The sequence below is a fragment of the Bradyrhizobium sp. USDA 4503 genome (assembly GCF_054055815.1).
In genome coordinates this window covers 1,002,452-1,028,250 of the sequence record NZ_JBSRXS010000001.1, presented here as the reverse complement: position 1 = coordinate 1,028,250, position 25,799 = coordinate 1,002,452, and the positions used below count along the sequence as shown (strand labels likewise).

At 65.4% G+C, this 25,799-nt stretch carries 27 protein-coding genes; 16 read left to right on the top strand and 11 right to left on the bottom strand.

Translation table 11 applies throughout. The annotated features are described in order from the left end of the window. The first annotated feature begins 16 nt into the window (after positions 1-16). From ACVMIH_RS04895 to ACVMIH_RS04885, 3 genes are all read left to right on the top strand, one after another. Entirely contained in the window at positions 17-700 is a 684-nt protein-coding gene (locus tag ACVMIH_RS04895) for a DUF2161 domain-containing phosphodiesterase (RefSeq protein ID WP_057020059.1), read from the top strand. A 107-nt stretch (positions 701-807) separates the two neighbouring features. Continuing rightward, positions 808-1,107 carry a putative quinol monooxygenase gene (locus tag ACVMIH_RS04890; RefSeq protein WP_076832055.1) on the top strand — a complete coding sequence of 100 codons (300 nt, stop codon included), beginning with the start codon at positions 808-810 and terminating at the stop codon, positions 1,105-1,107. Positions 1,108-1,196: 89 nt separating this feature from the next. Further along, on the top strand, positions 1,197-1,505 hold the full coding sequence (locus tag ACVMIH_RS04885; RefSeq protein ID WP_016843036.1) for a hypothetical protein: 309 nt from the start codon (positions 1,197-1,199) through the stop codon (positions 1,503-1,505). A gap of 136 nt (positions 1,506-1,641) precedes the next feature. On the opposite strand, the gene ACVMIH_RS04880 is transcribed toward ACVMIH_RS04885, so the two are convergent. Together ACVMIH_RS04880 and ACVMIH_RS04875 are read right to left on the bottom strand one after the other, a co-directional pair. After that, the gene (locus tag ACVMIH_RS04880; RefSeq protein ID WP_456860892.1) at positions 1,642-2,265 is read right to left on the bottom strand and encodes an N-acetyltransferase family protein; all 624 of its coding nucleotides are present in this window, start codon (positions 2,263-2,265) and stop codon (positions 1,642-1,644) included. A 140-nt stretch (positions 2,266-2,405) separates the two neighbouring features. Beyond that, a complete protein-coding gene (locus ACVMIH_RS04875; RefSeq protein ID WP_057019919.1) occupies positions 2,406-2,804 on the bottom strand; it encodes a PaaI family thioesterase in 399 nt (132 codons plus the stop codon). Positions 2,805-2,953: 149 nt separating this feature from the next. Between ACVMIH_RS04875 and ACVMIH_RS04870 the strand changes: the two genes are divergently transcribed. Further along, positions 2,954-3,739 carry a cobalamin-binding protein gene (locus tag ACVMIH_RS04870; RefSeq protein WP_057019918.1) on the top strand — a complete coding sequence of 262 codons (786 nt, stop codon included), beginning with the start codon at positions 2,954-2,956 and terminating at the stop codon, positions 3,737-3,739. A 193-nt stretch (positions 3,740-3,932) separates the two neighbouring features. On the opposite strand, the gene ACVMIH_RS04865 is transcribed toward ACVMIH_RS04870, so the two are convergent. After that, positions 3,933-5,210: an ArgE/DapE family deacylase gene (locus ACVMIH_RS04865; protein ID WP_456784751.1), complete on the bottom strand. Its 1,278-nt coding sequence runs from the start codon at positions 5,208-5,210 to the stop codon at positions 3,933-3,935. 54 nt (positions 5,211-5,264) lie between these two features. Further along, on the bottom strand, positions 5,265-5,957 hold the full coding sequence (locus ACVMIH_RS04860; RefSeq protein WP_430641972.1) for a pyridoxamine 5'-phosphate oxidase family protein: 693 nt from the start codon (positions 5,955-5,957) through the stop codon (positions 5,265-5,267). A gap of 105 nt (positions 5,958-6,062) precedes the next feature. Here ACVMIH_RS04860 and pdxR point away from each other — a divergent pair, with 105 nt between their 5' ends. The 3 genes from pdxR to ACVMIH_RS04845 are packed head-to-tail and all read left to right on the top strand — an operon-like array spanning position 6,063 to position 8,030. After that, complete coding sequence (gene pdxR, locus ACVMIH_RS04855) at positions 6,063-7,577, top strand: MocR-like pyridoxine biosynthesis transcription factor PdxR (protein WP_456860891.1); 1,515 nt, start codon at positions 6,063-6,065, stop codon at positions 7,575-7,577. A gap of 46 nt (positions 7,578-7,623) precedes the next feature. Next, positions 7,624-7,773 (top strand): hypothetical protein, encoded by a 150-nt coding sequence (locus tag ACVMIH_RS04850; protein WP_167350431.1) that lies wholly within the window; start codon positions 7,624-7,626, stop codon positions 7,771-7,773. An 11-nt stretch (positions 7,774-7,784) separates the two neighbouring features. Further along, positions 7,785-8,030: a DUF6719 family protein gene (locus ACVMIH_RS04845; RefSeq protein WP_210262764.1), complete on the top strand. Its 246-nt coding sequence runs from the start codon at positions 7,785-7,787 to the stop codon at positions 8,028-8,030. Positions 8,031-8,081: 51 nt separating this feature from the next. On the opposite strand, the gene ACVMIH_RS04840 is transcribed toward ACVMIH_RS04845, so the two are convergent. Together ACVMIH_RS04840 and ACVMIH_RS04835 are read right to left on the bottom strand one after the other, a co-directional pair. Further along, positions 8,082-8,489 (bottom strand): hypothetical protein, encoded by a 408-nt coding sequence (locus ACVMIH_RS04840; RefSeq protein WP_018271325.1) that lies wholly within the window; start codon positions 8,487-8,489, stop codon positions 8,082-8,084. A gap of 42 nt (positions 8,490-8,531) precedes the next feature. Next, positions 8,532-8,690 carry a hypothetical protein gene (locus tag ACVMIH_RS04835; protein WP_310879470.1) on the bottom strand — a complete coding sequence of 53 codons (159 nt, stop codon included), beginning with the start codon at positions 8,688-8,690 and terminating at the stop codon, positions 8,532-8,534. 431 nt (positions 8,691-9,121) lie between these two features. On the opposite strand from ACVMIH_RS04835, the gene ACVMIH_RS04830 reads away from it, so the two are divergent. After that, entirely contained in the window at positions 9,122-9,346 is a 225-nt protein-coding gene (locus tag ACVMIH_RS04830; protein WP_076832039.1) for a hypothetical protein, read from the top strand. Positions 9,347-9,389: 43 nt separating this feature from the next. Here the strand turns inward: ACVMIH_RS04830 and ACVMIH_RS04825 are convergent, their stop codons facing one another. Continuing rightward, a complete protein-coding gene (locus tag ACVMIH_RS04825) occupies positions 9,390-9,947 on the bottom strand; it encodes a CreA family protein (RefSeq protein ID WP_028332339.1) in 558 nt (185 codons plus the stop codon). Positions 9,948-10,170: 223 nt separating this feature from the next. On the opposite strand from ACVMIH_RS04825, the gene ACVMIH_RS04820 reads away from it, so the two are divergent. The 5 genes from ACVMIH_RS04820 to ACVMIH_RS04800 all read left to right on the top strand — a co-directional run bounded on the left by ACVMIH_RS04820 (position 10,171) and on the right by ACVMIH_RS04800 (position 14,767). Beyond that, positions 10,171-11,901, top strand: coding sequence for a L,D-transpeptidase family protein (locus tag ACVMIH_RS04820; protein ID WP_456860889.1), 1,731 nt, complete (start codon positions 10,171-10,173; stop codon positions 11,899-11,901). A 102-nt stretch (positions 11,902-12,003) separates the two neighbouring features. Beyond that, positions 12,004-12,573, top strand: coding sequence for a glutathione peroxidase (locus tag ACVMIH_RS04815; RefSeq protein ID WP_057019911.1), 570 nt, complete (start codon positions 12,004-12,006; stop codon positions 12,571-12,573). Positions 12,574-12,744: 171 nt separating this feature from the next. Beyond that, a complete protein-coding gene (locus ACVMIH_RS04810) occupies positions 12,745-13,746 on the top strand; it encodes a polysaccharide deacetylase family protein (protein WP_092086392.1) in 1,002 nt (333 codons plus the stop codon). A 17-nt stretch (positions 13,747-13,763) separates the two neighbouring features. Then, on the top strand, positions 13,764-14,321 hold the full coding sequence (locus ACVMIH_RS04805; RefSeq protein ID WP_057019909.1) for a hypothetical protein: 558 nt from the start codon (positions 13,764-13,766) through the stop codon (positions 14,319-14,321). Positions 14,322-14,338: 17 nt separating this feature from the next. Further along, positions 14,339-14,767 carry a hypothetical protein gene (locus ACVMIH_RS04800; protein WP_253590423.1) on the top strand — a complete coding sequence of 143 codons (429 nt, stop codon included), beginning with the start codon at positions 14,339-14,341 and terminating at the stop codon, positions 14,765-14,767. Positions 14,768-14,876: 109 nt separating this feature from the next. Here ACVMIH_RS04800 and ACVMIH_RS04795 read toward each other — a convergent pair whose 3' ends face one another. Together ACVMIH_RS04795 and ACVMIH_RS04790 are read right to left on the bottom strand one after the other, a co-directional pair. Beyond that, positions 14,877-15,329 carry a DoxX family protein gene (locus ACVMIH_RS04795; protein ID WP_057019907.1) on the bottom strand — a complete coding sequence of 151 codons (453 nt, stop codon included), beginning with the start codon at positions 15,327-15,329 and terminating at the stop codon, positions 14,877-14,879. A 156-nt stretch (positions 15,330-15,485) separates the two neighbouring features. Then, positions 15,486-17,795, bottom strand: a complete 2,310-nt coding sequence (locus ACVMIH_RS04790; RefSeq protein WP_057019906.1) for an NADP-dependent malic enzyme — start codon at positions 17,793-17,795, stop codon at positions 15,486-15,488. Between the two features lie 232 nt (positions 17,796-18,027). On the opposite strand from ACVMIH_RS04790, the gene ACVMIH_RS04785 reads away from it, so the two are divergent. Next, on the top strand, positions 18,028-20,019 hold the full coding sequence (locus ACVMIH_RS04785) for a hypothetical protein (RefSeq protein WP_456860887.1): 1,992 nt from the start codon (positions 18,028-18,030) through the stop codon (positions 20,017-20,019). A gap of 177 nt (positions 20,020-20,196) precedes the next feature. Here the strand turns inward: ACVMIH_RS04785 and aspS are convergent, their stop codons facing one another. Further along, positions 20,197-21,972 carry an aspartate--tRNA ligase gene (gene aspS / locus ACVMIH_RS04780; protein WP_141340463.1) on the bottom strand — a complete coding sequence of 592 codons (1,776 nt, stop codon included), beginning with the start codon at positions 21,970-21,972 and terminating at the stop codon, positions 20,197-20,199. 200 nt (positions 21,973-22,172) lie between these two features. On the opposite strand from aspS, the gene ACVMIH_RS04775 reads away from it, so the two are divergent. Then, complete coding sequence (locus ACVMIH_RS04775) at positions 22,173-23,645, top strand: protein adenylyltransferase SelO (protein WP_456860886.1); 1,473 nt, start codon at positions 22,173-22,175, stop codon at positions 23,643-23,645. 109 nt (positions 23,646-23,754) lie between these two features. Here the strand turns inward: ACVMIH_RS04775 and ACVMIH_RS04770 are convergent, their stop codons facing one another. Beyond that, on the bottom strand, positions 23,755-24,744 hold the full coding sequence (locus ACVMIH_RS04770; protein WP_456860884.1) for a zinc-dependent alcohol dehydrogenase family protein: 990 nt from the start codon (positions 24,742-24,744) through the stop codon (positions 23,755-23,757). A 101-nt stretch (positions 24,745-24,845) separates the two neighbouring features. On the opposite strand from ACVMIH_RS04770, the gene ACVMIH_RS04765 reads away from it, so the two are divergent. Beyond that, positions 24,846-25,745 carry a LysR family transcriptional regulator gene (locus ACVMIH_RS04765; protein ID WP_076832014.1) on the top strand — a complete coding sequence of 300 codons (900 nt, stop codon included), beginning with the start codon at positions 24,846-24,848 and terminating at the stop codon, positions 25,743-25,745. The last annotated feature ends 54 nt before the right edge of the window (positions 25,746-25,799 follow it).

The following is a 25,799-nucleotide window of genomic DNA, read 5'->3' as shown; positions in this document are numbered from 1 at the left end:
CGCAGGAGCCTGCCTGTTGGAAACCGCGCTTTATCTGCCCGTCAAACGCTTCCTGGAAAAGCTCGGCTTCACGGTGAAGGGCGAGATCGGCGGCTGCGACCTCGTGGCGCTGAGCGGCGATGATCCACCGGTCGTCGTGGTCGGTGAACTCAAGCTCGCCTTCAATCTCGAACTGATCTTGCAGGCGGTCGATCGCGCCGGCGCCGCTGACGAGGTGTGGATCGCGGCCAAGGTGTCGGCCCGCGGCAAGGGCCGCGAGAGCGACGCGCGCTATCGTAATCTGTGCCGGCGGCTCGGCTTCGGCATGCTCGGTGTCACCGACCGCGGCGACGTCGAGGTGCTGGTGCCGCCGCCGACCGCGGCGCCCCGCCGCAATCCGAAGAAACGTTCACGGCTGATCACCGAGCACCAGAAGCGCAAGGGCGATCCCGCAATGGGCGGATCGACGCGGGCGCCGATCATGACCGCCTACCGGCAGCAGGCGCTGGCCTGCGCCTGTGCGCTTTCGGATGGGCCGCGGCGGGTGCGCGACCTCCGCGCGGATATTCCCGACGCCGGCAAGATCCTGCTGCATAATGTCTATGGCTGGTTCGATCGCGCCGAGCGCGGCATCTATGTGCTGACCGATGCCGGTCGCGCCGCGCTGAAGCGCTGGCCGCAGCAACAGATGAGTGCATCCGGGGCAGAAGCCATCCCGTAGAGCATGATCCGGAAAAGTGCGAAGCGGTTTTCCGAAAAGATCATGCTCAAACAAGAACCTAAAGTGCGATGATGACTTGGCTTCATCGCGCATTGGAGGGGGAAATCATGATCGTCGTCACCGGCAGCGTCACCGCCCGCCCCGACTCGTTCGACGAGGTGCGGCGGCTGAGCCTTGAACATGTTCATCGCTCGCGCACCGAGCCCGGCTGTATCTCCCACGCGGTCCATGTCGACTGCGAGAATTCGCTCAGACTGGTGTTCTTCGAGCAATGGGCCGACCGCGCCGCGCTGGCGGCGCATTTCGCGGTCCCTGCGTCACGCGATTTCGTCCGCTCGCTGCAATCTCTCGCGGCCGCGGCGACCACCATCGAACTTTATGACGCTCACAAGATTGAGAGACTCTAGCTGCATGGCTGGATTGCCATCTCACATTCATATTGCAATGCAACATTGGGGACCTTACGTATCTCTCGCGATTCAATGATGAGGCGGCGATGAGCGGAGACTGGAACACCAAGTATGGCACCCGGCGCGTGCGGCATGATCCGCCGACGCTGGAAGAAGCAATCTTCGCTGCCATCGGCATCACCGATGACGTGGAGGCCCAGGCCGAGATCGCGTCGGCCCTCATGGGGCTGCCCTATGACGACGTGCTCGCCGAGGTGAAGAAGACCGCGCGCGTCAGTGCCCGCACCGGCACGGCAACCCGTGTCATCGCCGGCGAACAGGGCGCTCAGCGCTCCGTCGTGGTTGAGCGCCGCGTGGTCCGCCGCTTTGCGACCGACAAGCGCACCGGCACCTGAGACGCACCATCCAATTGCTGAAAGAAAGAGGGCAATCCATTGAGTGGATTGCCCTTTTTCGTTTGATCCGAGATTCTTGCTGGACGCGTGTCCTTCACGCGAACCGGTATCCACTTCGCTTGGAAACGCTGCCGATTCAGGCCGCCCGGCCCCAGCCGGAGATCTGCATCACCATGCGCCAATACGCGCGGTTCATTTCGACGATCGCGTGCGCAGCCTCGACCGGCGTCACCGCGGTGACAGCCGGCGCCGCTTCGGGCTGCTGCTGCTCGCTCAGGTCGATGCTGCCGGTCGACTCGCCATGACGGAAGGTCAGCTGGGCACCGAACTTGGTGGCGAGCGCCCGCATCGCATCGTTCTGTGCGCCAGTGGTGATGCGCAGGCTGCCGTGGCCCTTGGCGTGCGCCTCGGCGATCAGCTTGCGGAACAGGGTGCTGCCGACGCCCTTCCGCCGCGCCGACCGCTCGACGCTGAAAGCGATCTCGGGCTGGGCATCCGGTGACTGCTCCGGCGGATGCAACTCGGCCGCGCCGCGGACCACGCCGTCCTCGAAATAGGCGATGATGACCGTGCCGTCATTGGCGCAGCGCTCGGCGTAGCGGCGGATGAAACTGTCGTCGATGAAGCCATGAAAACGATCATGACGGCTGGTGCGATCCAGCCGCAGCAGGTGATCGCGCAGCAGCGGAAGCTCTTCCTGCTGGCTCAACGTCCGCACGGTGCCCTTGGCGGCCGTCGAACGAATGGAATCATAGTTCATTTCATAACTCCTCTTGGTAGCCCTCGAGGAGGCGTCGAGTCCCTAGCAACCCCTATATTGTGCGACGCACCATAAAATTCAAGCGCCGGGATTCATTCGATTAAGGCATGTGGTGATTGGTAAATCACATTATCGCCCCATCATAGTACCAGCTGTGTCTGGGTCACCACCGCGACCAGCTTGCCGTCTTCGGTCTCCAGCCTGGTCTGCCACACCTGGGTCCGGCGCCCGCGGTGAACCGGTGTTGCGGTCGCAATCACGGTCGTCCCCTCCTTGGCGCCGCCGATGAAGTTGGTCTTGCTCTCCAGCGTCGTGGTGCCCTTGGCGTCCCCAGGCAGGTTGATCACGGTCGCGGCGGCGCCGACCGAGTCCGCAAGGGCCATCACCGCGCCGCCATGGATCGTGTTGCGGAGGGTGCAGAGGTCCGGCCGCACCACCATTTTCGCGACCACCCGGTCCTGATCGGCCTCGATGAACGTAACGCCCTTCAGTTCCGCAAACGGCATCTTCATCGACTGGATCTTTTCGAGCGGCGTCATGGGCACTCCCTGCTTTGTGGCCTTCTTCGAGGTTGATATCGGGCATGATGGATTGCCAGAGCGGGCCCTGCAATGACGTCTGAGGTAATGGCGCGAATGACGTCATGACATCAGTGACAATGTGCCTCGGAGCCTGCATACCGCCTGCCATGCGCGACTTCCCTCCCCGTCGGATCGTCTGCCTGACCGAAGAGACGGTCGAGACGCTCTATCTGCTCGGCGAGCAGGACCGCATCGTGGGCGTCTCCGGCTACGCGGTGCGGCCACCGCAGGTCCGCCGCGAGAAGCCGCGCGTGTCGGCGTTCATCTCCGCCGACATGCCAAAGATCCTGGCGCTCGACCCCGATCTGGTGCTCGCCTTCTCCGATCTGCAGGCCGACATCGTCGCCGATCTCGTGCGCGCCGGCGTCGCCGTCCACGTCTTCAACCAGCGCGACGTCGCCGGCATCCTCGCGATGATCCGCAGTCTGGGCGCAATGGTCGGTGCCGCCGACCGCGCCGATCGGCTCGCGCAAAACCTCGAACAACGGCTGGCGACGATCGCGGCAACGCCGCGTCCGGCACCGCGGCCAAAGGTCTATTTCGAGGAATGGGACGATCCGCTGATCAGCGGCATCGGCTGGGTGTCCGAACTGACCGAGATCGCCGGCGGCGAGGACGCGCTGCCGCATTTGCGCGTTCACAAGGCGGCCAGGGATCGCATCGTCACGCCTGACGCGGTGCGCGCGGCGATGCCCGACGTGATCCTGGCGTCCTGGTGCGGCAAGAAGGTCGTGCCCGACCGCATCCGCAAGCGTGAGGGCTGGAGCGAAATCCCGGCGGTGCGCAACGACCGCATCGTCGAGATCAAGTCGCCCATCATCCTGCAGCCCGGCCCCGCCGCGCTGACCGATGGGCTCGATGCGATCGTGAAGGCGTTGTGGGCGGAGCGCTGAAACCTCCAGCGTCGTCCCGGCGCAGGCCGGGACTCATACTCCGCGGCTAATGTTGTGATCGGGACTCGTCCTCGCAGCGCTGCACAACAAGCAAGATTTGTGGTTATGGGTCCCGGCCTTCGCCGGGACGACAGCGAATTTGTTGCGCAATCACGCACAACACTATGATTGCAATGGCATAGGGAGAACGAAGCTACGCCTTCTCTACGCCGCACCATTCCGCGATGAACAGCGCCATCGCCTTGGTCGCTTTCCGCAGCGACTCCAGTTCGACATATTCGTTGAAGCCGTGCATCGCCGCGCCGGTGGCGCCGAAGCAGAGGCTCGGGATGTTGTGGTTCAAACCGTAGAAGCGCGTGTCGGTCAACGCGGTGAAGGCGCGGTCTTCCACAGCGCCGCCATAGACGACCGAGTGCGCCTTGGCGAAGGCAGCTTCCGGTGCCTCGGAGTTCACCAACTCGTAGCCTTCCGACAGGAAGCCCGACCATTCGACCTGCGGCGGATTGTTGGAGAGGAAGCGATGATCGCGCGCCGCCGCCGACACGCAGGCCAGAATCTCCTTCTGGCACTCGGCGATCGACCAGCCCGGCAAGACCGCGATGCGGCAGTCGACGTCGCACCAGGCCGGCACGCTGGAGGCCCAGTCGCCTCCCTTGATGATGCCCGGATTGAAGTTGATCGGGTGATTGACGCCCTTGAAATGGCGGTCGGCCTTGGCGCGCTCGTTCCAGGCGATCTCGAGCTTCTCCAGCGCATGCACCAGATGATACGCCGCCATGATCGCGTTCGAGCCCGCGCCGGCCTCGAACACATGCACCGGGAAACCGCGCACCTTCAGGCGGAACCAGATCACGCCGACCTGCGAGCGGATCATCGTGCCGTTGGTCGGCTCCGGGATAAAGCAGGCATCGGCGCGATAGCCGCGCTGCAAGGTCGAGAGCGCGCCGACGCCGGTGCTCTCCTCCTCGATCACGGACTGGAAGTGAATCCGCGCCGTCGGCTTCAGGCCGGCCTTCCCGATCGCATCCAGCGCGTAGAGCGCGGCGATCGTGCCGGACTTCATGTCGCAGGCGCCGCGGCCATACATCCTGCCGTCCTTGATGACGGGCGAGAACGGCGGCGTCTCCCACATCTCGAGCGGACCGGTCGGCACCACGTCGCAGTGGCCCTGCAGGATCAGCGATTTGCCGGCATTGCTGGCCGGGCGGTAGGTGCCGACCACCGTGCGTGCCTTCGAGAAATCATGCTCGATCGGGCCGAAGCCGCGCAAATCCTTCAGCTCGTCGAGATTGATGTGCCAGTCGTCGACCTCGTAGCCGCGCTCGCGCAGGAGATCGCCGATCATGTCCTGGCACGGCCCCTCGGCGCCGCGGGTCGAGGGGATCGCGACAAAGGCCTGCGTCGTCGCAAGCTGCGCATCGAATCCCTCATCAACAGCGGCAAGGATTCGTTGTTGCGTCTCGGCAGTCATGCTTTGGCTCCATCGGGAAAACAGATCAGGCGGGAGCCGCAGCGTAGCCCGATTTCACTCCGCCTTGTATTGCGCAAAATAGGCATCCCGCAATGCATCTTCGAGCAGCCGGCCCTCCGAATAACCATCGAGCGTCTTCGGCCGCGTCACGCCGTCGAGCAGCCGCGGACACGGCTCCGGCGCGCCGAGCACGGTGCGCACCGGAATGCGCTCGGCATAGATCGGCAACTCGTAATCCTCGTCATCGTCGGCGACGCCCTTGGCGCGAATTTTTGCCGAGGCCTCCTCGATCTCCATCGCGATGAACGAGGTCGCCTTGATCTCCTGCTTGTTGCTGGCACGCAGGCTCGCGGTGCGCTCGGGAAAGAAGCGGTCGACCATCGCGACGATCGCGCGTTCCTTCTCTGCGGGGTCGGTGACGAGATAGGCCGACCCGAACGCCATCACCGCGCGATAGTCGGCCGAGTGGTTGAAGCCGCAGCGCGCCAGCACCAGGCTGTCGAGATGGGCGACCGTCAGGCACACGCGTTGCCCTTCGGACTGGTTCTCCAGCATCCGGCTCGCGCTCGAGCCGTGCCAGTAGAGCCTGGTGCCCTCGCGCCAGAAGAAGGTCGGCGTGCAATAGGGCTGGCCGTCGATCACGTAGGAGACGTGGCACAGCATCGAGGCGTCGAGGATCTTGTGCACGGTGGCGTGGTCGTAGAAGCCGCGGTCGTGGCGGCGCTTCACGCGGCTGCGGGACGACATGGGATAGGACGGAGCGGATGCGCCTTCGGTCACGGTGAGCCTTTCGAAATCTGGAATCTGTCCAGAGTTGTAGCGGCTCATTTGGTCTGCGATAGTGCCAATTCCATGCGAAAAATTCCGACCAATTCTCGGGAGCCCGCGGCGCGCAAGGCCGAGCTGCCGCTCGATCTCGCCGGCCCGCACGTCACCCCCGGCGCGGCCTCGCAGCAGCGGCTCTATCAGGCGCTGTGCCACGCGATCGTCGGCGGCCTCGTCAAGCCGGGCGAGCCGCTGCCGCCGTCGCGCGCGCTCGCCAAGCAGACCGGCTTCCGCCGCAACGCGGTCACTACGGCCTATGAGCGGCTGATCGCCGACGGCTTTGCGGTGGCAACAACGGGCGCCGGAACCTTCGTCGCGGCGCGCATTCCGGCGCAGGCCGCCGCGCCGCGCCGTGCAAGGATCGCGATCGAACCGCCGCAGCACAACGCGCTGTCGCTCGGCTGCACCCATATCGACGAGCGCGCGCTGCAGCGCTTCCGCGCCTTCGCCGGCCGCAGGCTGCGCGCCTTCGGGTCCGAGCATCTGCATTACGGTGATCCCCGCGGCAGCAGCGAGCTGCGCGCGGCGATATCGGACCATCTGCTGTCGGCGCGCGGGCTGCGCTGCGACCCCGACCAAATCATGCTGGCGTCCGGCACGCTGCATGCCCTGCGCATCGTGCTCGGGGCGATCCTCAAGCCCGGCGACCAGGTCTGGTGCGAAGACCCTGGCTATCCGGCGGCGCGGCGCGCGATCGAGCATTGCGGCTATCGTCCGGTGTCGGTGCCGGTCGACATGTCGGGCATGCGCATCGACAAGGGGCGCGCGTCCGCGCCGCAAGCGCGCGCTGCCTATGTCACGCCCTCGCACCAGTTTCCGCTCGGCGTGCAGATGTCGATGCCGCGCCGGCTCGAGCTGCTCGACTGGGCACGGGATGCCGGCGCCTTCGTGTTCGAGGACGACTACGACAGCGAGTTCCGCTACGACGGCGCGCCGCTGTTGTCGCTGGCCGGCATCGATCATCTGCGCCGCGTGATCTACATGGGCACGTTCGCGAAGACGCTGTTTCCCGGATTGCGGATCGGCTATTGCGCCCTGCCCGAAGCCTTGATCGGCCCGGTGACGGCGGCGCGCGCCGCGCTCGACCGCTTTCCCGCCACGTTGATGGAAGGCGCGGTCGCCGACATGCTGAACTCCGGCGCCTTCGCGGCCAACTTACGCAAATCGCGCAAACTCTATCGCGAGGCGCGCGACATCCTGGCGTCGACGCTTGTGAGCGCATCCGAAGGCGAGCTCACGGTTCCCGTGCCCTCGCAGGGCCTGCACCTCGTGGCGCGGCTCGATCCCTCGACCGATCCGCTGATTGCCGCGCAGGCAAAGGCTAATGCCGGCGTCGGCGGCTGGCTGCTCGCCGAGACCTATCATCGCGCGCCGCCTCTGCCCGGCTTCGTGCTGGGATTTTCCGGCCATCCGGTTCCGCAACTCGTTGCATCGGCGGAACGATTGGCGAAGACAACGCTCGCCGCGCTGCGCGCGACGCGCAAGACATCGGTCAAGCCATCCGCCAAGCCGCAGCGCTCTAGGAGAATCGCAGTCACCTGACTAAGGTCGCCCGCGTTCAGTCAGTGTCCGCTTACGGAGATACCGGATGCCAAATCGCAACGTCCTGTATCTCGTGATCGCCGCGCTGGTCGTGATCGCAGGCATGCTCGGCTACAATCTTTATCAGGCGAACAAGCAGCCCGAAGGCCTTCAGATCAATGTCGGCCCCGACGGGCTCAAGATCCAGAACAAGTGAAGGAGGCTGCGATGCTGCGCTTGGGATTCGTCGCGCTGGTCAGCGTCGCAGCTCTTGGCGCGATGACTCAATCCGCCGCAGCAGAGCAGTCCTACATGCGCGAGGGCGACATCGTCGATCTGCGGGTCGGCCAGCGCGTCCTTGTCGATGACGGCTCGTGCCCGGCCGGGCAGATCAAGCAGGTCGTCGGCTCCAGGCTGAGCCAGAACGGCGTGGTGCGGACCAGCAGCTGCGTGCCCCGCCTCGCCAAAAAGTAAAACGCCCCGCTGTCGCGAGGCGCTGCGGTCCTCATTGCTTTGATGCGCGGCTCAGTTCGAGACCGGCTCGAACATGCATTGCAGGGTCGGCTTGGCGATCTTGGTGAAGGTCGGGCCGATCTCACCCTGCTTGGACGGCGGTACCCAATCGGTCTCGATGGTCGGCACGCCGGTCTCGCTGATGCCGCGCAGCAGCGCCTGGCGCAGGTCGGGATCGTCCACGGTCGCGGCGGCGTGGTCGTGCAGGCAGCCGCACACGGCCTCGGGATGCGCCCAGCGGCCGAGCATATGCGGCGCGCATTGCCGCACGAACTCGTCGCGCGGTTCAGGCACCCGGTACAGCGAGCGGATCTGCATCGATTCGAGGGGGAGCTGGGATTGGGCCTGCGCGGCGCCCGCCAAGGGCCCCATCAGGACAAGCGATGCCAACATCGCGGCGGAACAGATACGGAGCACCATTGGGAGAGCCTTTAACCGGCAGTTCTGTTTTTTGCGTTGCGCTCAGTTGGCCTGCGCCAGCACCATCGGGACCGGGGTGACCACCGGCGAGCCGTTATAGGAGAAGGTGCCAATCCCGGGCAAACCGCTGTCCGGCGAGCCTGCCATCGACGAACCGGCCATCACAAAGGCGAAGGCGAGGATCAGGCTCATGGTTCGCATCTGACAGTCTCCGTTATTCCGCTCGGCATCCGGCGCCGTTATGTGACGGTCTGATAACGATCTGCCGTTTCCGGAGTTCTGCGGAACAAGCCGAAAATGGTTTCGTCGGAACTCGAATTGTTTCGTCGACCAGCGGTCCACGAAACATTCGGCGGAAAACACCAATGATTTCATCGGCAGGAGCGTGGCTGAAAGGCTGTTGAAAACTTCGCACGACAATGCCGGACCCCGGCCACTGCCGGAGCGACGGCCAATTATGCGTGCAAACTGAACGAGCTAGCGCGCTTTGTTAACTTTCCTTTGCTGAGAGGAGAAGCAGCACAGCAAGGGCGGCGGTGAACCGGGCGGCGGTTTCGTCGACTCATGTCTGGGCGCCGTGCAACCATCTTCGCGGTGGCACGTTGTCGTAATCCCTCCCGATCCAACGAAGGATGTCAGTCGTGGGCAATGGCAACATCGGTGTTGGCAATGAATCCGCGGCGAGCAAATCCGGCCAGCAGCAGATGACGGCCGCGATGCCGCAGCAAGGCGCCTACGTGATGGGCGACAATGAGTGCGCGCCGCAGAAGCTGGTCCGCCTCGTCGGCTGCCGCGACTCGAAGGTCAAACCGGGCCTTGGCATCAGCGCGAAGCAGTTCGGGCAAACCGAGCGCTAGCTCGCCCACCGCCTCAGCCGCCTGGGCCAAGCCCCTGCTCCAGCTATTGAATGAACTCGCCGCACTTCTGCACGGCAGCATCGGCCGCGCCCCACGGCATGATCGGCACCGACGACGTCGAGTTCTTTGGCGAGCCCTCGATCAGGCGGTCCGAATAGACCATGTAGACCAGCACATTGCGCTTGGCGTCGCAGCCGCGCACGATCTGCATCTTCTTGAAGAACAGCGACCGGCGCTTGCTGAACATGTCATCGCCCTGCCCGAGCTTGGTCTTGAAGCGGATCGGCCCGATCTGCCGGCAAGCCAGCGAGATATCGGAGACTTCCTCGGCAAGGCCAAGCCAGCCCTTGAAGCCGCCCCTCTCCGGCACCGTGAAGTGACAGGCGACGCCCTCGACCTCGGGATCGTCGACGCCATAGGTCGCGAGCTTGTCGTTGGGGCTCACCCATTTGAACACGGTGGAGCGGCGAAAGATCAGGTCCGGCTCGTCGGCCGCGACCGCAGGACCCGCCTGCCCCAAAGCCAGCAACATCAGCAGCACCGCGCATCCCCATCGAGACAACCGTCGCAGGTCACACAAGCTCACAGTTCTCGATGTCATTGAGGTCTCCGCGGGGTGGGTCCCGCCTATGTAGTGCGCAAACGCCGCACAGGAAGGCGCTGACAGTTCGGTGATCGAACGCGGCGCTTTAACCTCTTGTGAGGCTTTTTTGTTACTCTTTCGTCGAAAATACCGCCCTCACGGAAGGGTTAGATCGCTTGCGCTGGTGAACGCTTTGTGCGTCTGCGACAACCAACATGTAGTTTGGACTGGGATTCGGAATATGCGCGCAGGTGGACGGCGGATTTCGGTTTTTGACTTCGCGAATGAGCGGTTCTGGCAGCTGGCAATTCTGACGACCGCCGGCACCGTCGCCGCCTCCACGCAGGCCGATGCAGCGCTCTATTACTGGAACCGCGACTCCGCCTTCTACGGCGACTACGAGCCGATGCCGCAGCCGCACCGGCAAAAGCCGAAGCGCAACACAGCCAAGAAGAATCCGGCGATCGAGAAGGAGGCCAGCAGCAAGCCGCAAGGTCCCCTGATCATCTCGGTCTCGATCGACCAGCAGCGGGTCAGCCTCTACGACGCCAACGGCCTCTATGCCGAGAGCCCGGTGTCGACTGGCATGAAGGGGCATTCGACCCCCTTGGGTGTCTTCAGCGTCATCCAGAAGCAGAAGTACCATCAGTCCAACATCTACAGCGGCGCGCCGATGCCGTATATGCAGCGCATCACCTGGTCGGGCATCGCCATGCATGCCGGCGTGCTGCCCGGCTATCCGGCGTCCCACGGCTGCATCCGCATGCCGATGTCGTTCGCGGTCAAGATGTACAATTGGACGCGGATGGGCGCCCGCGTCTTCGTCACGCCGGGCACGATCTCGCCGGAAAGTTTCTCGCACCCGCTGCTGGTCACGCAGAAGGTGGCGCCGCAGCAGCCGGTTGCCGACGACATTCTGAAGATGGATGCGCCGCTCGGCGTGAAGAGCGACAAGGGCGCCGACAAGCAGTCCAGTCTCGATTTGCGCAGCAGCGTCGGCCATGCCGCCGCGTCGCTGCGCGACAACACCCACACCGCCGACGCCAGCAGCGCGATGCCGGCAGCGAGTGCGTCAGTGACAATGTCCGATGCATCCTCTTCCACGGCGCGCGACGCCATCGCGGAGAAGATCGCAGCCGACAAGTCCGAGACCGTGAAGCCCGAGACGGCCGCCGCCGACAAGCCGGCCGAGACCAATTCCGCCGGCCACGACAGCAACGCGACCACAGATGACAAGACGGTCGGCGAAACCACCGCCAGCACCGACACGCCAAAGAGCGAGGTCTCCGCAAGCGATCCGGCGAAGGCGGAAGCCAAGGCCGACGAGCCGAAGGCGGACGCCGCCAAGCCTGGTGTTGCCGAGGCGCCCAAGATCGATGCACCGAAGACCGACGCACCGAAGGCCGATGCCTCGAAGGCCGCTGACAAGCCCGCCGAGGCAGCGACTGCAGCCGATGCGCCCGACGCCAAGAAGGATCCGGCGCGGCTGCCGGGCACCGCCAGGATCGACGTGCCGAAGCGCGCCGGCCAGATTGCGGTGTTCATCAGCCGCAAGGATTCCAAGCTCTACGTGCGGCAGAATTTTGCACCTCTGTTCGAGGTGCCGGTGACGATCGCGGCAAGCGACCGGCCGCTCGGCACCCATGTGTTCACCGCACAAGCCGACAAGACCGATACGAACCTGCTGCGCTGGTCGGTGGTGACGCTGCCGACCCGCAACGTCGCCCGCATCGACGTCGAAGAGCGTACCTCGCATCGCCGCAAGGTCGCGGCCGCAGCGGTGGCCGAGGCCAAGCCGCAGCCGGTGACCAACAGTCCGGCCGAGGCGCTCGACCGCATCTCGATTCCGGCCGACGTGATGGCGCGGATCAGCGAAGCGCTCGGCACCGGCGGATCGATCATCGTCTCCGACCTCGGTGTGAACCAGGGCGAGACCGGCGAAGGCACTGACTTCATCCTGCCTTTGCGCTGAGGCCATCCGGGCGACCCGCTTCCGGCAATAACGCCTTCTTGAAAGCCTGCGCGTCCCCTCCGGATTATGATCCCGACGAACATCTGTTCTGGGGACGAGACCATGATGGACCGCAGGACCCTGATCGTGACCGCGATCGCCGCAGCCGCGGCATCCCGCCCGCTGCATGCCGAGCAGCCCGCGATAAGCCGGATCACCGCCTACGCCTTCTCATTTCCGGCACTCGGCGGCGGCGATATCAGACTTGCCGACTATGCCGGCCGTCCGCTGATGATCGTGAACACGGCCTCGCTTTGCGGCTTCACGCCGCAATATGCCGGCCTGCAGCAACTCTGGACCGAATTCCGCGATCGCGGCTTCGTCATCATTGGCGTCCCCTCCAATGATTTCGGCGGCCAGGAGCCCGGCGGCCCGACCGAGATCGCCGAGACTGCGCAGCATCAATATGGCGTCACCTTCCCGATCGCGGCGAAAGCAATCGTCCGCGGAGCGAGCGCGCATCCGTTCTACCGCTGGGCGGCGGAGGCTCGGCCAAAGGACGTGCCGCGCTGGAATTTTCACAAATACCTGATCGGCCGCGACGGCTACATCGCCGACGTTTTCGCTGAGTCGGTTGCGCCCGACGACACGCGCATCAAGACCGGGATCGCACGGGCATTGGCGGCCGCCTGAGATATGACGATAATCCCCGGAATTAACTGATCCGACGAGGATTTTGGACACGCGCTCGCCACGTTCATTGCCTTGGCGTCGCCACTGCGACTAGGGTACGATCGGTTGGGGGCGAAGCGACCCGGTCGCGGCAATGCCGGCGCCGGGCGCGCGAGCAGCAGGGAACACGCCATGCGCATTGCGACAGGTCTGATTTTTGCGGGGACCGTATCGTTGCTCGCGTCGAGCGCAGCTTGGTCGCAGACGTCGCCCCCCAAGGGCGCTACTGCAGCACCGACAGCACCAGCGGCCGCGGCTCCCGCGCCCGCCGCCGCAGCCCCGGCAGCGGCCACTGCAACCGCAGCCCCGGTTCCGCCGAAGCAACCGCCACAACCGGCGCGCGCCGCCTGCAACAATCCGAACGCGCTCGGCGTCGGCCGCACGGTCGAGATCGATACCACCGGCGGTCCGGGCTTCGGCTTCGAGCATTTCAAGCAGCTCGACTTCCTGCGCGACCATGAGGTGGTGCTGACCTTCGACGACGGCCCGTGGCCGGGCAACACGCCGGCGGTGCTGAAGGCGCTCGCGGATGAATGCACCACGGGCATCTTCTTCCCGATCGGCAAGCACGCGACCTATCACCCCGAAATCCTGCGGCAGGTCTATGCCGCCGGCCACACGGTCGGCGCCCACACCTGGTCGCACGCCAATCTGAACAACAAGAAGCTGACCGAGGATCAGAAGAAGGACGAGATCGAGCGCGGCTACGCTGCGGTCAAGTGGGCGCTCGAGACCTCACCCTCGCCGTTCTTCCGCTTCCCGGCGCTGCAGCATCCGCCGGAGATGGTGACCTATCTCGGCAACCGCAACATCGCGATCTTCTCCTGCGACCTCGACTCCTTCGACTTCAAGGCGAGCAAGCCGCAGCAGGTGATCGACACCGTGATGAAGAAGCTGAACAAGCTCGGCAAGGGCATCATCCTGATGCACGACTTCCAGAAGCACACCGCGGAAGCCCTGCCCACGCTGCTGACGCAGCTCAAGGCCGGCGGCTACAAGGTGGTCGCGATGCGCGCCAAGTTCCCGGTAACAGTGCTGCCGCAATACGAGCAGGAGCTCGCCAAGGACGTCAAGCTGCCGACCGTAAGCTCGCGCCCGGTGAACAGCGTCGTCACCACCGTCGATCAGCAATAACGCCGGCGACAATCCTGGTGCCGGCGCTGCGTATCGAAGGCTTCGTCATCGTCTCCGCCGATGGCCGGCTGGCGAATGCGCGGAATGTGATGCCCGACGATCTCAAGATCGAGGGCGACAAGCGGTTCTTCACCGCGGCCCTCGACCGCGCCGACCTCGTCGTGCATGGCCGTCACTCCCAGGAAGAGCAGCCGAACGCGCCGAAGCGGCGGCGACTGATCCTGACCAGCGAGGTCGCGGCCACCGCGCCCGACCCCGACAATCCGAAGGCGCTGTTGTGGAATCCCGCCGGCTGCCCGTTCGAGACGGCGAGCCGCGAGGCCGGCGTGACCTCGGGAATGGTCGCGATCATCGGCGGCCCCGGCGTGTTCGGCATGTTCATGGACCGCTACGACACGTTCTGGCTCTCGGTCGCCCCGAAGGTGCGCATCCCCGACGGCGAGCCGTGCTTTCCCGGCGTCCCCGCCCGCACCCCGCAGCAGGTGCTGTCAGCGCACGGCCTGCACGCCGGCGCGCCGCAGCTGATCGATGCCGCGCAGGATGTCAGCGTGACGCCGTGGCGGCGAAGCGCATAGATCCCGAGCAGCTTGCGATGAACAACGGCATGACCTCCCTGGCGAAGGCCGTAGCGCTTGTGGCGATGGCGTCGCTGGTCGCAACCAGCGCAGTCGGCGCCTGCAAAACCACCCTGCGCGGCGAACTCGTGCAAGCGCCCGGCGACCGCAAGGCCTCTGTCGGGGAATTCCTATACTTCTATCTCGTCGAAATGACGCCGGAGAGCCCGACGGGCTCGGAGAAGCTCTTCCAGTCCTTCGTGGTTCCCAACATGAGCAAGACACTTCCAATTCCGTTCGCCCTGGAGATCGAACAGCCCAAAGACTGCCCAGGCAAACTCGAGCTGCGCGTCGATACCAAAGACCGAGACATCATGCGACTTGGCACTGATGCGTCGTCGGCTGGCAGGAAAACGGTCCGCCTCGAGAGGTTTGAAAGCGTACCTATGTGGGGACCATCTTTCTGAACGTCGCAGAGGGGGTTAGCGCCAGCGTAACCCGCCACCCCTCTTGCCGAATGCGCAGGTCGGCGGGTTACGCCTTCGGCTAACCCGCCCTCCACAGCTGCGTATCGTCCTACACGTCCCCATAGGCCGGGTCGTCGCGGCGCGGGCCGCGGCCGTAGCCGGCGATGATGAACAGCGCGCCGATCAGCGACAGGTTCTTCAGCGCATCGATCAGCGTCCTGAGGTTGTCGGGCGCCGGCTGATTCCAGAAGTCATGGAAGTAGAAGGTGGCGAAGCACACGAAGATGATCAGGAGAATCGCGAAGAACCGCGCCAGCACGTTCACCGCGATCATCAGCCCCGCGACGATCTCGAAGCCGCCGATCGTGACCGCCAGCAGCTGCATGAAGGGCATGCCGACGGCGGTTTCGATCTGCTGCGTATAGGGCGCGACCACGGCCGGGATCGTCACCTTGGCCGCCAGCAGATCCGCCGTCGCCTGGATGCCGAACAGCTTGCTCGCTCCCGAATAGAGGAACAGCACGGCGAACAGGATCCGCCCGAAGGTGATGAACGCTGGCATGGGTCGGCCTCACTGGATGGCAGAAATCGGACGAAGCAGGCGAAGCGATTATGGTCGCTCCACCTGCCTCGATCAAATCGAATCCATCTCGGTTCAAACACGATGCGGAAAACCGCGCTGCGGTTTTCCGAACATAACGTGCTCAAACAACGGCCGTCAGCCGAACAGCGTCGGCTGCGCGCGGCCGGCGCGTTCCTGGGCTTCGACGGCGGCCACCGCCGTCATGTTGAGGATGCCGCGCGCCGTCACGCCGGGGGTGAGGATGTGCGCCGGGCGCGCCGGACCGATCAGGATCGGCCCCACAGGCAACGCGTTGGCGAGCGATTTGATCATCTGGTAGGCGATGTTGGCGGCATCGAGGTTCGGCATGATCAGGATGTTGGCCTCGCCTTCCAGCCGCGACTGCGGCAGCACCAGGCGCCGCGCCGCCGCCGACAGCGCGGTGTCGCCCTGCATCTCGCCGTCGGCCTCGATCTCCGGATGCTTGTCCTTCAAGAGCTGGGTCGCCCGCCGCATCTTGCGCGAGGAATCCGTGTCATAGCTGCCGAAGTCGGAATGTGACACGAAGGCGACCCTCGGCTTGAAGGCGAAGCGCTGGACGTGGATCGCCGCGAGCGATGCCACCTCGGCGAGTTCCTCCGCGCTCGGGTTCGGCCGCACCTGGGTATCGGCGAGGAAATGGGCTCCGGTGGAGGTGATCATCAGCGCCAGCGCGGCATAGTCGCTGACCCCCGGCAGGAAGCCGATGATCTCGCGGACATGGCGCAGATGGCTCATGTAGCGGCCCTCGACGCCGCACAGCATCGCGTCGGCCTCGCCACGCGACACGGCAAGCGCCGCGATCACGGTATTGTTGGTGCGGACCACGGTCCGCGCGGCCTCCGGTGTCACGCCGCGCCGGCCGGCGACGTCGATATAGGACTGCACATAGGAACGGTAGCGCGGATCGTCCTCGGGATTGATCAGGTCGAAATCGCGGCCGGCCTTGATCGACAGGCCGAAGCGCTTGATCCTGGTCTCGACCACCGACGGCCGGCCGACCAGGATCGGCCGCGCCAGCTTTTCCTCGAGCACCACCTGCGTCGCGCGCAGCACGCGCTCGTCCTCGCCTTCGGCGTAGATCACGCGCACCGGCTGGGTCTTGGCCTTGGCGAACACCGGCTTCATGGTGAGGCCGGAGCGGAACGCAAAGCGTTCGAGATTGGCGGCGTATTCGTCGAAATTGGTGATCGGCCGGGTCGCGACGCCGGACTCGATCGCGGCCCTGGCCACCGCCGGCGCGATGCGCAGGATCAGGCGCGGATCGAACGGGCTCGGGATCAGCGAACCGGGGCCGAACCCCTGGGTCTCGCCGCTCTCGAAACCATGGGCCACCGCATCCGACGGCGGATCGCGCGCGAGCTGCGCGATCGCGTCCACCGCGGCATGCTTCATCGCCTCGTTGATCGCGGTGGCGCCGACGTCGAGCGCGCCGCGGAAGATGAAGGGGAAGCAGAGCACGTTGTTGACCTGGTTCGGAAAGTCCGACCGCCCGGTGCAGATCATCGCGTCGGGACGCGCCAGACGCGCCTCATCCGGCATGATCTCCGGCACTGGATTGGCCAGCGCCATCACCAGCGGCTTGTCGCCCATCTGCTTGACCATTTCGGGCTTCAGCACACCCGGTGCAGACAGTCCGATGAAGATGTCCGCGCCGGGAATGACGTCGGCGAGCACGCGTGCGTCGGTCTTCTGGGTATAGACCGCCTTCCAGCGATCCATCGTGGTGTTGCGGCCCTCATAGACCACACCGTCGATGTCGCAGACCCAGATGTTCTTGCGCTGCGCCCCCATCGAGACCAGCAGATTGAGGGTTGCGATCGCGGCGGCGCCGGCGCCCGAGCAGACGATCTTCACGTCAGACAGTTGCTTGCCGTTCAACAACAGCCCGTTGACGATCGCCGCGGCGACGATGATGGCGGTGCCGTGCTGGTCGTCGTGGAAGACCGGGATCTTCATGCGCTCCTTGAGCTGCGCCTCGATCTCGAAGCACTCAGGTCCGCGGATGTCCTCGAGATTGATGCCGCCGAAGGTCGGCTCCAGCGCGGCAACGGTCTCGACTACGCGCTCGATCGTGTCGGCCTTGATCTCGATGTCGAACACGTCGATGCCGGCGAATTTCTTGAACAGCACCGCCTTGCCTTCCATGACGGGTTTCGAGGCCAGCGGACCGATATTGCCGAGACCGAGCACCGCGGTGCCGTTGGAGACCACGGCGACCAGATTGGCGCGCGCGGTCAGCGTCGCCGCCTCGGCCGGGTTCTTGGCGATCTCGGTGCAGGCGGCGGCCACGCCCGGCGAATAGGCCAGCGCCAGGTCACGCTGGTTGGCAAGCGGCTTGATCGCCTGGATCTCGAGCTTGCCCGGCCGCGGCAGCCGGTGGTAGGCGAGCGCCGCGTTGTGGAGTTCTTCAGACGATGACGACATGCGTGCTCCCCGCGTTTCCGGCCCAAATTTCTTGTTTCTGTGCTAATCCAGGCAAAAGTCAGTTGTCCGGCAAATCGAGCCGGATGTGAAGCATGTCCAACCACTTGGATGCAACATCCGATAATATCCCCGTCAACAGGTCCGGGCCGGCCGTTCATCGACGCCTGCCCCTCCCCGCGCCATTCGGCCGGGATTGGCAATTTTTTTCCCTTGATGATCCGGAGTTGACCGAATGAAGAAAATTCTGCTCGGCCTGATCGCCGTGGTTGTGATCGCGGCCGCGGGCTTCTTCGGTTTCGACTTCTACGCCCAGCGCCGGGTCACGCGCGACGTCGAGGCCGCCTTCGAGCAGGTCCGTGCCACCGGCGCCAAGGCGAGCCACGGCAAGATCACGTTCGACGTCAAGAGCCGCACCCTGACGATCGCGGACGTCGCCACCGAGTCGGGGACGCAATCCCCGGTCAGCGTCAAGATTGCCAGTCTCACGATGACCGGCCTCGGTCAAACCGACGCGGCACGGGTCTCCGCCGGCAATGTCGAGTTCAGCGATGTCGAGATCGGCATGTCGGGACCGACCCCGACGATCGCCTCACTGACCTACAAGGCGCCGCGGATCACGGTGAAGGATTATTCCGGCCCCGCCAGCCTGCCCCAGCTTCCGGCGTCGTCGTCGATCTTCGAGCTGTACCGGTCCGCGTTCGGACTGCTCGCGAGCATCAACGCATCATCGGTCGCTGCGCCTAGCCTGACCGGAACGATGACCTTCAGCGCCGCCGCAAAAGCCGGCGACGGCGCCGGCGGCGAATTCGCCTATTCGGGCATCGCCATCGAAAACATGAAGGACGGAAAAATCGCGTCCAGCAAAACCGACAAGGTTGTGTTCACGATCAACCAGCAGGCGGCCGGCAAGCCGATCAAAATGACCGGCGAGCTCGCCAACATCGCCGCGACCGATATCGACGTCGGCGCGATGGCGGCGATATTCGATCCAGGCAAGGCCAACGATGACAGGGAGTATCGGGTCCAGGGACACGTTTCGGCCGGTCCTTATGTCATTACCGCCGCGCCCGGTGTGAACATGCGGATCGAGGGAGTGACCGTCGACGACACCAGGATCAATCCGTCACGGATGCAACTGCCGGCGCTGCTGGCAATGATCCCGCCGCAAGGGAGTCCGCCGCCGTCTGCCGCCCAGGCACGCGAACTGCTGGACAAGGTCGCCGGCCTCTATTCGGGCATCGGAATCGCAGATGCCGAGATGCATGGGCTCTCGGTCGAGACGCCGCAGGGCCCGCTCAAGCTCGCCTCGATGCGGTTCAACTTCGAACACGGCAAGATCGGCGAGCTTGCGGTCGAGGGACTCGATACCCGTGCGCCGAACGGTCCCATCAAGGTCGGACGTTTTGCGCTGAAGTCGCTCGACGTCGCCAACTTCATGCGGCTCTCGGCGCAGTTCGCCGCGCAGAAGCCGTCGGCCGAACAGGCGCTGGCGCTATTCCCGCTGATCGAAGGCGTCGAGGTCAAGGGCGTCGCGTCGCCCTACAAGGCCACCGGCAAGCCGGTCAACATCGACGTCCTCAGCCTCGACTGGGGTCAGTTCGTCGGATCGATCCCGAGCAAGCTGCGGCTGACCGCGAAGCTGGCGGCGCCGCTCGATGCGGCCGATCCGCGGCAGCAACCGCTCGTCGCTGCCGGGATCGACCGGATGGCCGTCGATGCCGATCTCGGCGCCGTCTGGACCGAGACCTCACGCGCGTTCGCGCTCGAGCCGGTCAAGCTCGACATCGCGGGCCTGTTGAACGCGTCGGCAAAGGTCACGCTCGGCAACGTGCCGCGTGAGGCATTCTCGACCAGCGCCGCGGAAGCAATGGGCGCGGCCGCGCAGATCGAAACCGGCACGATCGAGCTCGCGGTCCACGACCTCGGCGTCATCGATCTCGCCGTCGCTCAATTTGCGCGCACCCGGAACGTCAGCCGCGACGAGGCGCGCAAGGTCATCCTCGACGCCATCAAGGCGCAGGGCGGCGAGATCGGCGGAGCCAATCCCGACGCCACCGCGCTCGTCACCGCGATCGGCCAGTTCATCGAGACGCCGGGGCAGACGCTGGTCATCAAGCTGACTCCACGCGCGAAGGCGCCGGCGCTTCAGCTGATGCAGCTCCTCAAGACCGATCCGCAATCGGCGCTGGCGCAGTTCCGGATCGAGGCCTCGACGGGGTTGTGATTGCTGGGCCCTTACCTGCTTTTCCCTCTCCCCGTTCTTACGGGGAGAGGGTCAGGGTGAGGGGCTGCTTCTGCAAAATTGCTGTCGAACGGACTCGCGGAGGCTCCCCCTCACCCGGATTGCATCTAACGATGCAATCCGACCTCTCCCCGCAGGCGGGGCGAGGTGAAGGCCCGCCTAACCCTTCGCCGGCAGGTTGGTGCGGATGTGCAGCTCCTTAAGCTGCTTCGGCGTTGCTTCCGACGGCGCGCCCATCAGCAGGTCCATGGCCTGCTGGTTCATCGGGAACAGCGAGATCTCGCGCAGATTGTTGGTGCCGCAGAGCAGCATCACGATACGGTCGAGGCCGGCCGCCATACCGCCGTGCGGCGGGGCGCCATACTGGAACGCACGGTACATGCCGCCGAAGCGGTCGATGACCTCCTGCTCGCCATAGCCTGCGATCTCGAACGCCTTCACCATCGCTTCCGGCTTGTGGTTGCGGATGCCGCCGGAGGCGATCTCGTAGCCGTTGCAGGCGATGTCGTACTGGAACGCCTTAATGGTCAGCGGGTCCTGCGTCGTCAGCGCGTCGAGGCCGCCCTGCGGCATCGAGAACGGGTTGTGCGAGAAGTCGACCTTCTTGTTCTCCTCGTCATACTCGTACATCGGGAAGTCGACGATCCAGGCGAGCTCGAACCGGTCCTTGTCGATCAGGTTCAATTCCTCGCCGAGCTTGGTGCGCGCGAGACCCGCGAACTTCCAGAATTTCTCGGGATCGCCGGCGACGAAGAACGCAGCATCGCCCTCCTTGAGGCCGAGTTGATCGCGGATCGCAGCGGTGCGCTCGGGGCCGATGTTGTTCGCCAAGGGGCCTGCGCCCTCGCCGCCCTCGCGCCACATGATGTAGCCGAGGCCGGGCTGGCCTTCGCCCTGCGCCCACGAGTTCATGCGATCGCAGAACGCGCGGCTGCCGCCGCCGGTGCCCGGGATCGCCCAGACCTGGTTCTTCGGGTCTTCGAGCATGCGCGCGAACACCTTGAAGCCGGAGCCGCGGAAGTGCTCGGAGACTTCCTGCATCACGATCTTGTTGCGCAAATCGGGCTTGTCGGAGCCGTATTTGCGCACGGCCTCCGCAAACGGAATCCGCGGCCAGTTCTTCGTGACCGGCTTGCCCTTGGCAAAATCCTCGAACACGCCGGTGATCACAGGCTCCATCGCCGCGAACACGTCGTCCTGGGTGACAAAGCTCATCTCGACGTCGAGCTGATAGAACTCGCCCGGCAGACGGTCGGCGCGCGGGTCCTCGTCGCGGAAGCACGGCGCGATCTGGAAGTAGCGGTCGAAGCCCGACATCATCAGCAGCTGCTTGTACTGCTGCGGCGCCTGCGGCAGCGCGTAGAACTTGCCGGGATGGATGCGCGAGGGCACCAGGAAGTCGCGCGCGCCTTCCGGCGAGGACGCCGTCAGGATCGGGGTCTGGAATTCGAAGAAGCCCTGCTCCTTCATCCGCTTGCGCATGGAATCGACCACCGCGCCGCGGGTCATGATGTTCTGGTGCAGCTTCTCGCGACGCAGGTCGAGGAAGCGGTATTTCAGCCTGATATCTTCGGGATATTCCTGCTCGCCGAACACCGGCAGCGGCAGCTCGGCCGCCGGGCCCAGCACCTCGATCTCCTTGATGTAGATCTCGACCATGCCGGTCGGCAGCTCCGGATTGTCGGTGCCGGCGGGACGGCGGCGCACCTTGCCGTCGATCCGCACCACCCATTCGGAGCGGAACTTCTCGACCTCGGCGAATGCCGGCGAGTCCGGATCGGCCACGCATTGGGTGATGCCGTAATGGTCGCGCAGATCGACGAACAGCACGCCGCCATGGTCGCGGACCCGGTGAACCCAACCCGAAAGCCGGACCGTCTGGTCGATATCGCCCTCTCGGAGCGCGCCGCATGTGTGTGACCGGTAGCGATGCATAGTCGTTCCAAAAACTGATGTCGGAGGAGAATCGCGATAGGAAATTTCCTATCCGAAGGCGCTGGGTTTACCCGAGCCCGCTCGGGGCGGCAACCAAGGGAACGCCCGCTTTTGGCCCGAAACTGCAGATTTTGCTGCGATCCGGCGCCAGATGGGCGCCAATCGTTTGCCTATTCGGCCCGCAGGCCTATCTTCGGGATATGACCATTCATTTCCCGTTCCAGAACACCTATTCGGCGCTGCCGGCGAACTTTTTCGCCCGCGTCGCGCCGACCCCGGTGGCCGCCCCCCGCCTGATCAAGCTGAACCGGCCGCTCGCGGTCCAGCTCAGGCTGGACCCGGACCTGCTGTCGACGCCGGAAGGCGCCGAGATCCTTGCCGGAAAGCGGCTGCCTGACGGCGCCGACCCGATTGCCATGGCCTATGCCGGCCATCAATTCGGGCACTTTGTTCCCCAGCTCGGCGACGGCCGCGCCATCCTGCTCGGCGAGGTCATCGACAAGGACGGCGTCCGCCGCGACATCCAGCTCAAGGGATCCGGCCCGACCCCGTTCTCCCGCCGCGGTGACGGCCGCGCCGCGCTCGGTCCGGTCTTGCGCGAATACATCGTCAGCGAGGCGATGTTCGCTTTGGGGATCCCGACCACCCGCTCGCTCGCCGCCGTCGTCACCGGCGAGCCCGTGATGCGCGAGACCGCGCTGCCCGGCGCGGTGCTGACCCGCGTCGCCGCGAGCCACATCCGCGTCGGCACCTTCCAGTTCTTCGCCGCCCGCGGCGACACCGACGGCGTGCGCGCGCTCGCCGACCATGTCATCGCCAGGCACTATCCCGAGCTGAAGGACGCCGCCCAGCCCTATCACGCCCTGCTCGCCGGCGTCGTGGCACGGCAGGCCGCGCTGGTCGCGCGCTGGCTCCTGGTCGGCTTCATCCACGGCGTGATGAACACCGACAACACCTCGATCTCGGGCGAAACCATCGATTACGGTCCCTGTGCCTTCCTTGATGCCTACAACCCGGCGCAGGTGTTCTCATCGATCGACGAGATGGGCCGCTACGCCTATGCCAACCAGCCGCGCATCGCGTTGTGGAATCTGACCCGGCTCGCCGAATGCCTGCTGCCGCTGTTCGCGGACGAGCAGGAGAAGGCCATCGAGCAGGCGCAAGTGATCCTCGGCGAATTCCCCGAAAAGTTCACCGCAGCCTATAACGCCGGCCTGCGCGCCAAGGTCGGCCTGTTCACCGTGCGCGACGGTGACGAGGCGCTGATCCAGGATCTGCTCGACGCGATGGCCAAGAACGCGGCCGACTTCACGCTGACCTTCCGCCATCTCGGCGAGGCCGCAAGCGATGACGCCGCGGACGTCCGCGCGCAGTTCACCGATCCCGCGGCGTTCGACGAATGGGCCGCCCGCTGGCGCACCCGCCTCGCGCTGGAGCCGCAAGCGCCGGCCGAGTGCAAGGCCGCGATGCAGGCGGTCAATCCGGCCTTCATCCCGCGCAACCACCGGATCGAGGCGGTGATTGCGGCTGCGGTGAACTCGGATGACTACGCGCCGTTCGAGGAATTGCTGACGGTGCTGGCAAAACCCTATGAGGACCAGCCGCAGTTCGCGGCCTACGCCGATCCGCCGCTCCCCGAGCAGCGCGTGACGCAGACGTTCTGCGGGACGTGAGGTCTTTCCGCCGTCATTGCGAGGAGCGCAGCGACGAAGCAATCCATACCTCCGTGCATGCGAGCCGATGGATTGCTTCGCTTCGCTCGCAATGACGTTGGTGCGACCCTCACACCGTCACCACGATCTTGCCGAACTGCGTGTTCGACTCCAGGTACCGGTGCGCCTCGACGATCTCCTCGAACGCAAACGTCCTGGCGATGATCGGCCTCAAGGTGCCATCGGCAAGCCCGTCGAGGATGAACGCCTTCGCCGCGGTAAGCCGCGCGGGATCGCGCACGATCTCGTGCACGAGGTAGCCGCGCAGGGTCAGGCTCTTGCCGAGCACGTTGGCGAGCGGAAACGGCGTCGGCTCAGGACAGAGTCCACCATATTCGATCAGGATGCCGCCGGGTGCCATCGCCGCCGTCAGCGGCACGAAGGCGGGGCCGCCGACGGCATCGAGCACCACGCGCACGCCGTTCGGTCCCGCGATCTGCTCCAGCCTTGATTGCAGATCCTGCTCCGCCGACGCGATCACGTGCGCCGCGCCGGCCTCGCGCAGCGCCTGCGCCTTGGCCGATGTCCGCGTCACCGCTATCGGGACCGCGCCGATACGGTTGGCGATCTGGATCGCCGCGAGCCCGACGCTGCTCGACGCCGCTGTGATGACGACGAACTCGCCTCGCCCGAGCCTTGCAAGATCGACCAGCGCACCGAACGCGGTGAGATACTGCATCCACACCGCAGCGGCCGTTTCAAAATCGAGCGCGGGCGGATGCTTGACGACAAGCTCCGCCGGAAAGGTCGCGAGCTCGGCATGGGCCGGCCAGCGCACCATCGAGACCGGCGGCACGATGCTCACGGCATCGCCCGGCGCAAATTCTTCGACGCCTTCGCCGATCGCCGCGACAATCCCGGCGGCTTCCAGCCCGAGGCCGGACGGCAGCGTCGCGGTCTCGATATAGCTGCCCCGGCGCAGCGAGGCCTCGGCGCGGTTGAGCCCGAGCGCCTTGACTCGGATCTGAACCTCGCGGGGCGCCGGCGGCGCAACCGCGATCTCCTCGATACGCAGCACCTCGGGACCACCATGCTGGTGAAAGCGGACGCCGCGGGCCATGGGCGAACTCCAAAACAATTGAATGGAATGCCGCTATGCCCGGCGGCGATCGCCGGATAAATCACCCGGTAGCTCCGACAATCGAAACCAGGAGTTTTGAATTGGATCGCCTCACCAGCATGGCCGTCTTCGTCAGGGCGGTCGATCTCGGCTCGTTCGCGGCCGCCGCCGATGCGCTCGAGATGTCGGCCCCGATGGTCGGCAAGCATGTGCGCTTCCTCGAACAACGGCTCGGCGTCCGCCTGCTCCATCGCACCACGCGGCGGCAGAGCCTGACCGATTCAGGGCAAGCCTATTACGAGCGCTGCCGCATCGTGCTCGGCGAGGCCGAGGCGGCCGACGCGCTCGCCTCCGATCAATCGTCGCAGCCGCGCGGGCGGCTGCGGGTGACGATGCCGGCGCTGCTCGGCCGCTACTGCATCGTCCCCACGCTGCTGAAGCTCGCGCAGAAATATCCCGCGCTCGAGCTCGATCTTTCGTTCGGCGATCCGATCGCCGATCTGATGGAGGGCGGTCACGACCTTGCGATCAGGACCGGCGAGCTCAACGAGCAATCCGGCGTGATCGCGCGGCGCATCGCGCGCCAGCGCATGGTGGTGTGCGGCTCGCGCGCCTATCTGAAGGCCCATGGCAGGCCGCGCACGCTCGACGAACTCGGCCGGCACCAGGCGATCGTCTACCGCCGCTCGGGCCGCGTTCGCCCCTGGCTGTTCCCGCGCGACGGTCTTGCGCCGCACGAGGTCTGGCCGGCCGGGCGGCTCAGGCTCGACGACCTCGAAGCCATCGCAGATGCCGCAGCGCGCGGCATGGGGCTGGCGTGGCTGCCCTCCTGGCTGGTGCGCGAACGCCTCGACACCGGCGCGCTGGTCCGCGTTCTCGGCGACAGCGGGGAATTTCCCTACGATTGCCACGCGCTGTGGCTGCCGACGCCGCGCTTGCCACTCAAGATCCGCTTTGCGGTGGATGCGCTCGCGGCCGCGCTGCCGAAGCTCGTGGCGTAGCGCCGCGCCCCCGATTTGTTTGCAACGATTTCGCGCGCGCATCGTTGGCCGGTC

What these genes read in the sequence shown, in the direction of transcription:
- ACVMIH_RS04865 (WP_456784751.1), bottom strand. Translation starts at nt 5,210, where the DNA reads ATGACTGCCGAGACGCAACAACGAATCCTTGCCGCTGTTGATGAGGGA.
- ACVMIH_RS04810 (WP_092086392.1), top strand. Translation starts at nt 12,745, where the DNA reads ATGCGCATTGCGACAGGTCTGATTTTTGCGGGGACCGTATCGTTGCTC.
- ACVMIH_RS04825 (WP_028332339.1), bottom strand. Translation starts at nt 9,947, where the DNA reads ATGACATCGAGAACTGTGAGCTTGTGTGACCTGCGACGGTTGTCTCGA.
- ACVMIH_RS04845 (WP_210262764.1), top strand. Translation starts at nt 7,785, where the DNA reads ATGCTGCGCTTGGGATTCGTCGCGCTGGTCAGCGTCGCAGCTCTTGGC.
- ACVMIH_RS04815 (WP_057019911.1), top strand. Translation starts at nt 12,004, where the DNA reads ATGATGGACCGCAGGACCCTGATCGTGACCGCGATCGCCGCAGCCGCG.
- ACVMIH_RS04880 (WP_456860892.1), bottom strand. Translation starts at nt 2,265, where the DNA reads ATGAACTATGATTCCATTCGTTCGACGGCCGCCAAGGGCACCGTGCGG.
- ACVMIH_RS04790 (WP_057019906.1), bottom strand. Translation starts at nt 17,795, where the DNA reads ATGTCGTCATCGTCTGAAGAACTCCACAACGCGGCGCTCGCCTACCAC.
- ACVMIH_RS04840 (WP_018271325.1), bottom strand. Translation starts at nt 8,489, where the DNA reads ATGGTGCTCCGTATCTGTTCCGCCGCGATGTTGGCATCGCTTGTCCTG.
- ACVMIH_RS04785 (WP_456860887.1), top strand. Translation starts at nt 18,028, where the DNA reads ATGAAGAAAATTCTGCTCGGCCTGATCGCCGTGGTTGTGATCGCGGCC.
- ACVMIH_RS04875 (WP_057019919.1), bottom strand. Translation starts at nt 2,804, where the DNA reads ATGACGCCGCTCGAAAAGATCCAGTCGATGAAGATGCCGTTTGCGGAA.
- ACVMIH_RS04850 (WP_167350431.1), top strand. Translation starts at nt 7,624, where the DNA reads ATGCCAAATCGCAACGTCCTGTATCTCGTGATCGCCGCGCTGGTCGTG.
- ACVMIH_RS04820 (WP_456860889.1), top strand. Translation starts at nt 10,171, where the DNA reads ATGCGCGCAGGTGGACGGCGGATTTCGGTTTTTGACTTCGCGAATGAG.
- ACVMIH_RS04770 (WP_456860884.1), bottom strand. Translation starts at nt 24,744, where the DNA reads ATGGCCCGCGGCGTCCGCTTTCACCAGCATGGTGGTCCCGAGGTGCTG.
- ACVMIH_RS04800 (WP_253590423.1), top strand. Translation starts at nt 14,339, where the DNA reads ATGAACAACGGCATGACCTCCCTGGCGAAGGCCGTAGCGCTTGTGGCG.
- ACVMIH_RS04870 (WP_057019918.1), top strand. Translation starts at nt 2,954, where the DNA reads ATGCGCGACTTCCCTCCCCGTCGGATCGTCTGCCTGACCGAAGAGACG.
- ACVMIH_RS04890 (WP_076832055.1), top strand. Translation starts at nt 808, where the DNA reads ATGATCGTCGTCACCGGCAGCGTCACCGCCCGCCCCGACTCGTTCGAC.
- ACVMIH_RS04830 (WP_076832039.1), top strand. Translation starts at nt 9,122, where the DNA reads ATGTCAGTCGTGGGCAATGGCAACATCGGTGTTGGCAATGAATCCGCG.
- ACVMIH_RS04775 (WP_456860886.1), top strand. Translation starts at nt 22,173, where the DNA reads ATGACCATTCATTTCCCGTTCCAGAACACCTATTCGGCGCTGCCGGCG.
- pdxR (WP_456860891.1), top strand. Translation starts at nt 6,063, where the DNA reads ATGCGAAAAATTCCGACCAATTCTCGGGAGCCCGCGGCGCGCAAGGCC.
- ACVMIH_RS04860 (WP_430641972.1), bottom strand. Translation starts at nt 5,957, where the DNA reads ATGTCGTCCCGCAGCCGCGTGAAGCGCCGCCACGACCGCGGCTTCTAC.
- ACVMIH_RS04835 (WP_310879470.1), bottom strand. Translation starts at nt 8,690, where the DNA reads ATGCGAACCATGAGCCTGATCCTCGCCTTCGCCTTTGTGATGGCCGGT.
- ACVMIH_RS04795 (WP_057019907.1), bottom strand. Translation starts at nt 15,329, where the DNA reads ATGCCAGCGTTCATCACCTTCGGGCGGATCCTGTTCGCCGTGCTGTTC.
- ACVMIH_RS04885 (WP_016843036.1), top strand. Translation starts at nt 1,197, where the DNA reads ATGAGCGGAGACTGGAACACCAAGTATGGCACCCGGCGCGTGCGGCAT.
- aspS (WP_141340463.1), bottom strand. Translation starts at nt 21,972, where the DNA reads ATGCATCGCTACCGGTCACACACATGCGGCGCGCTCCGAGAGGGCGAT.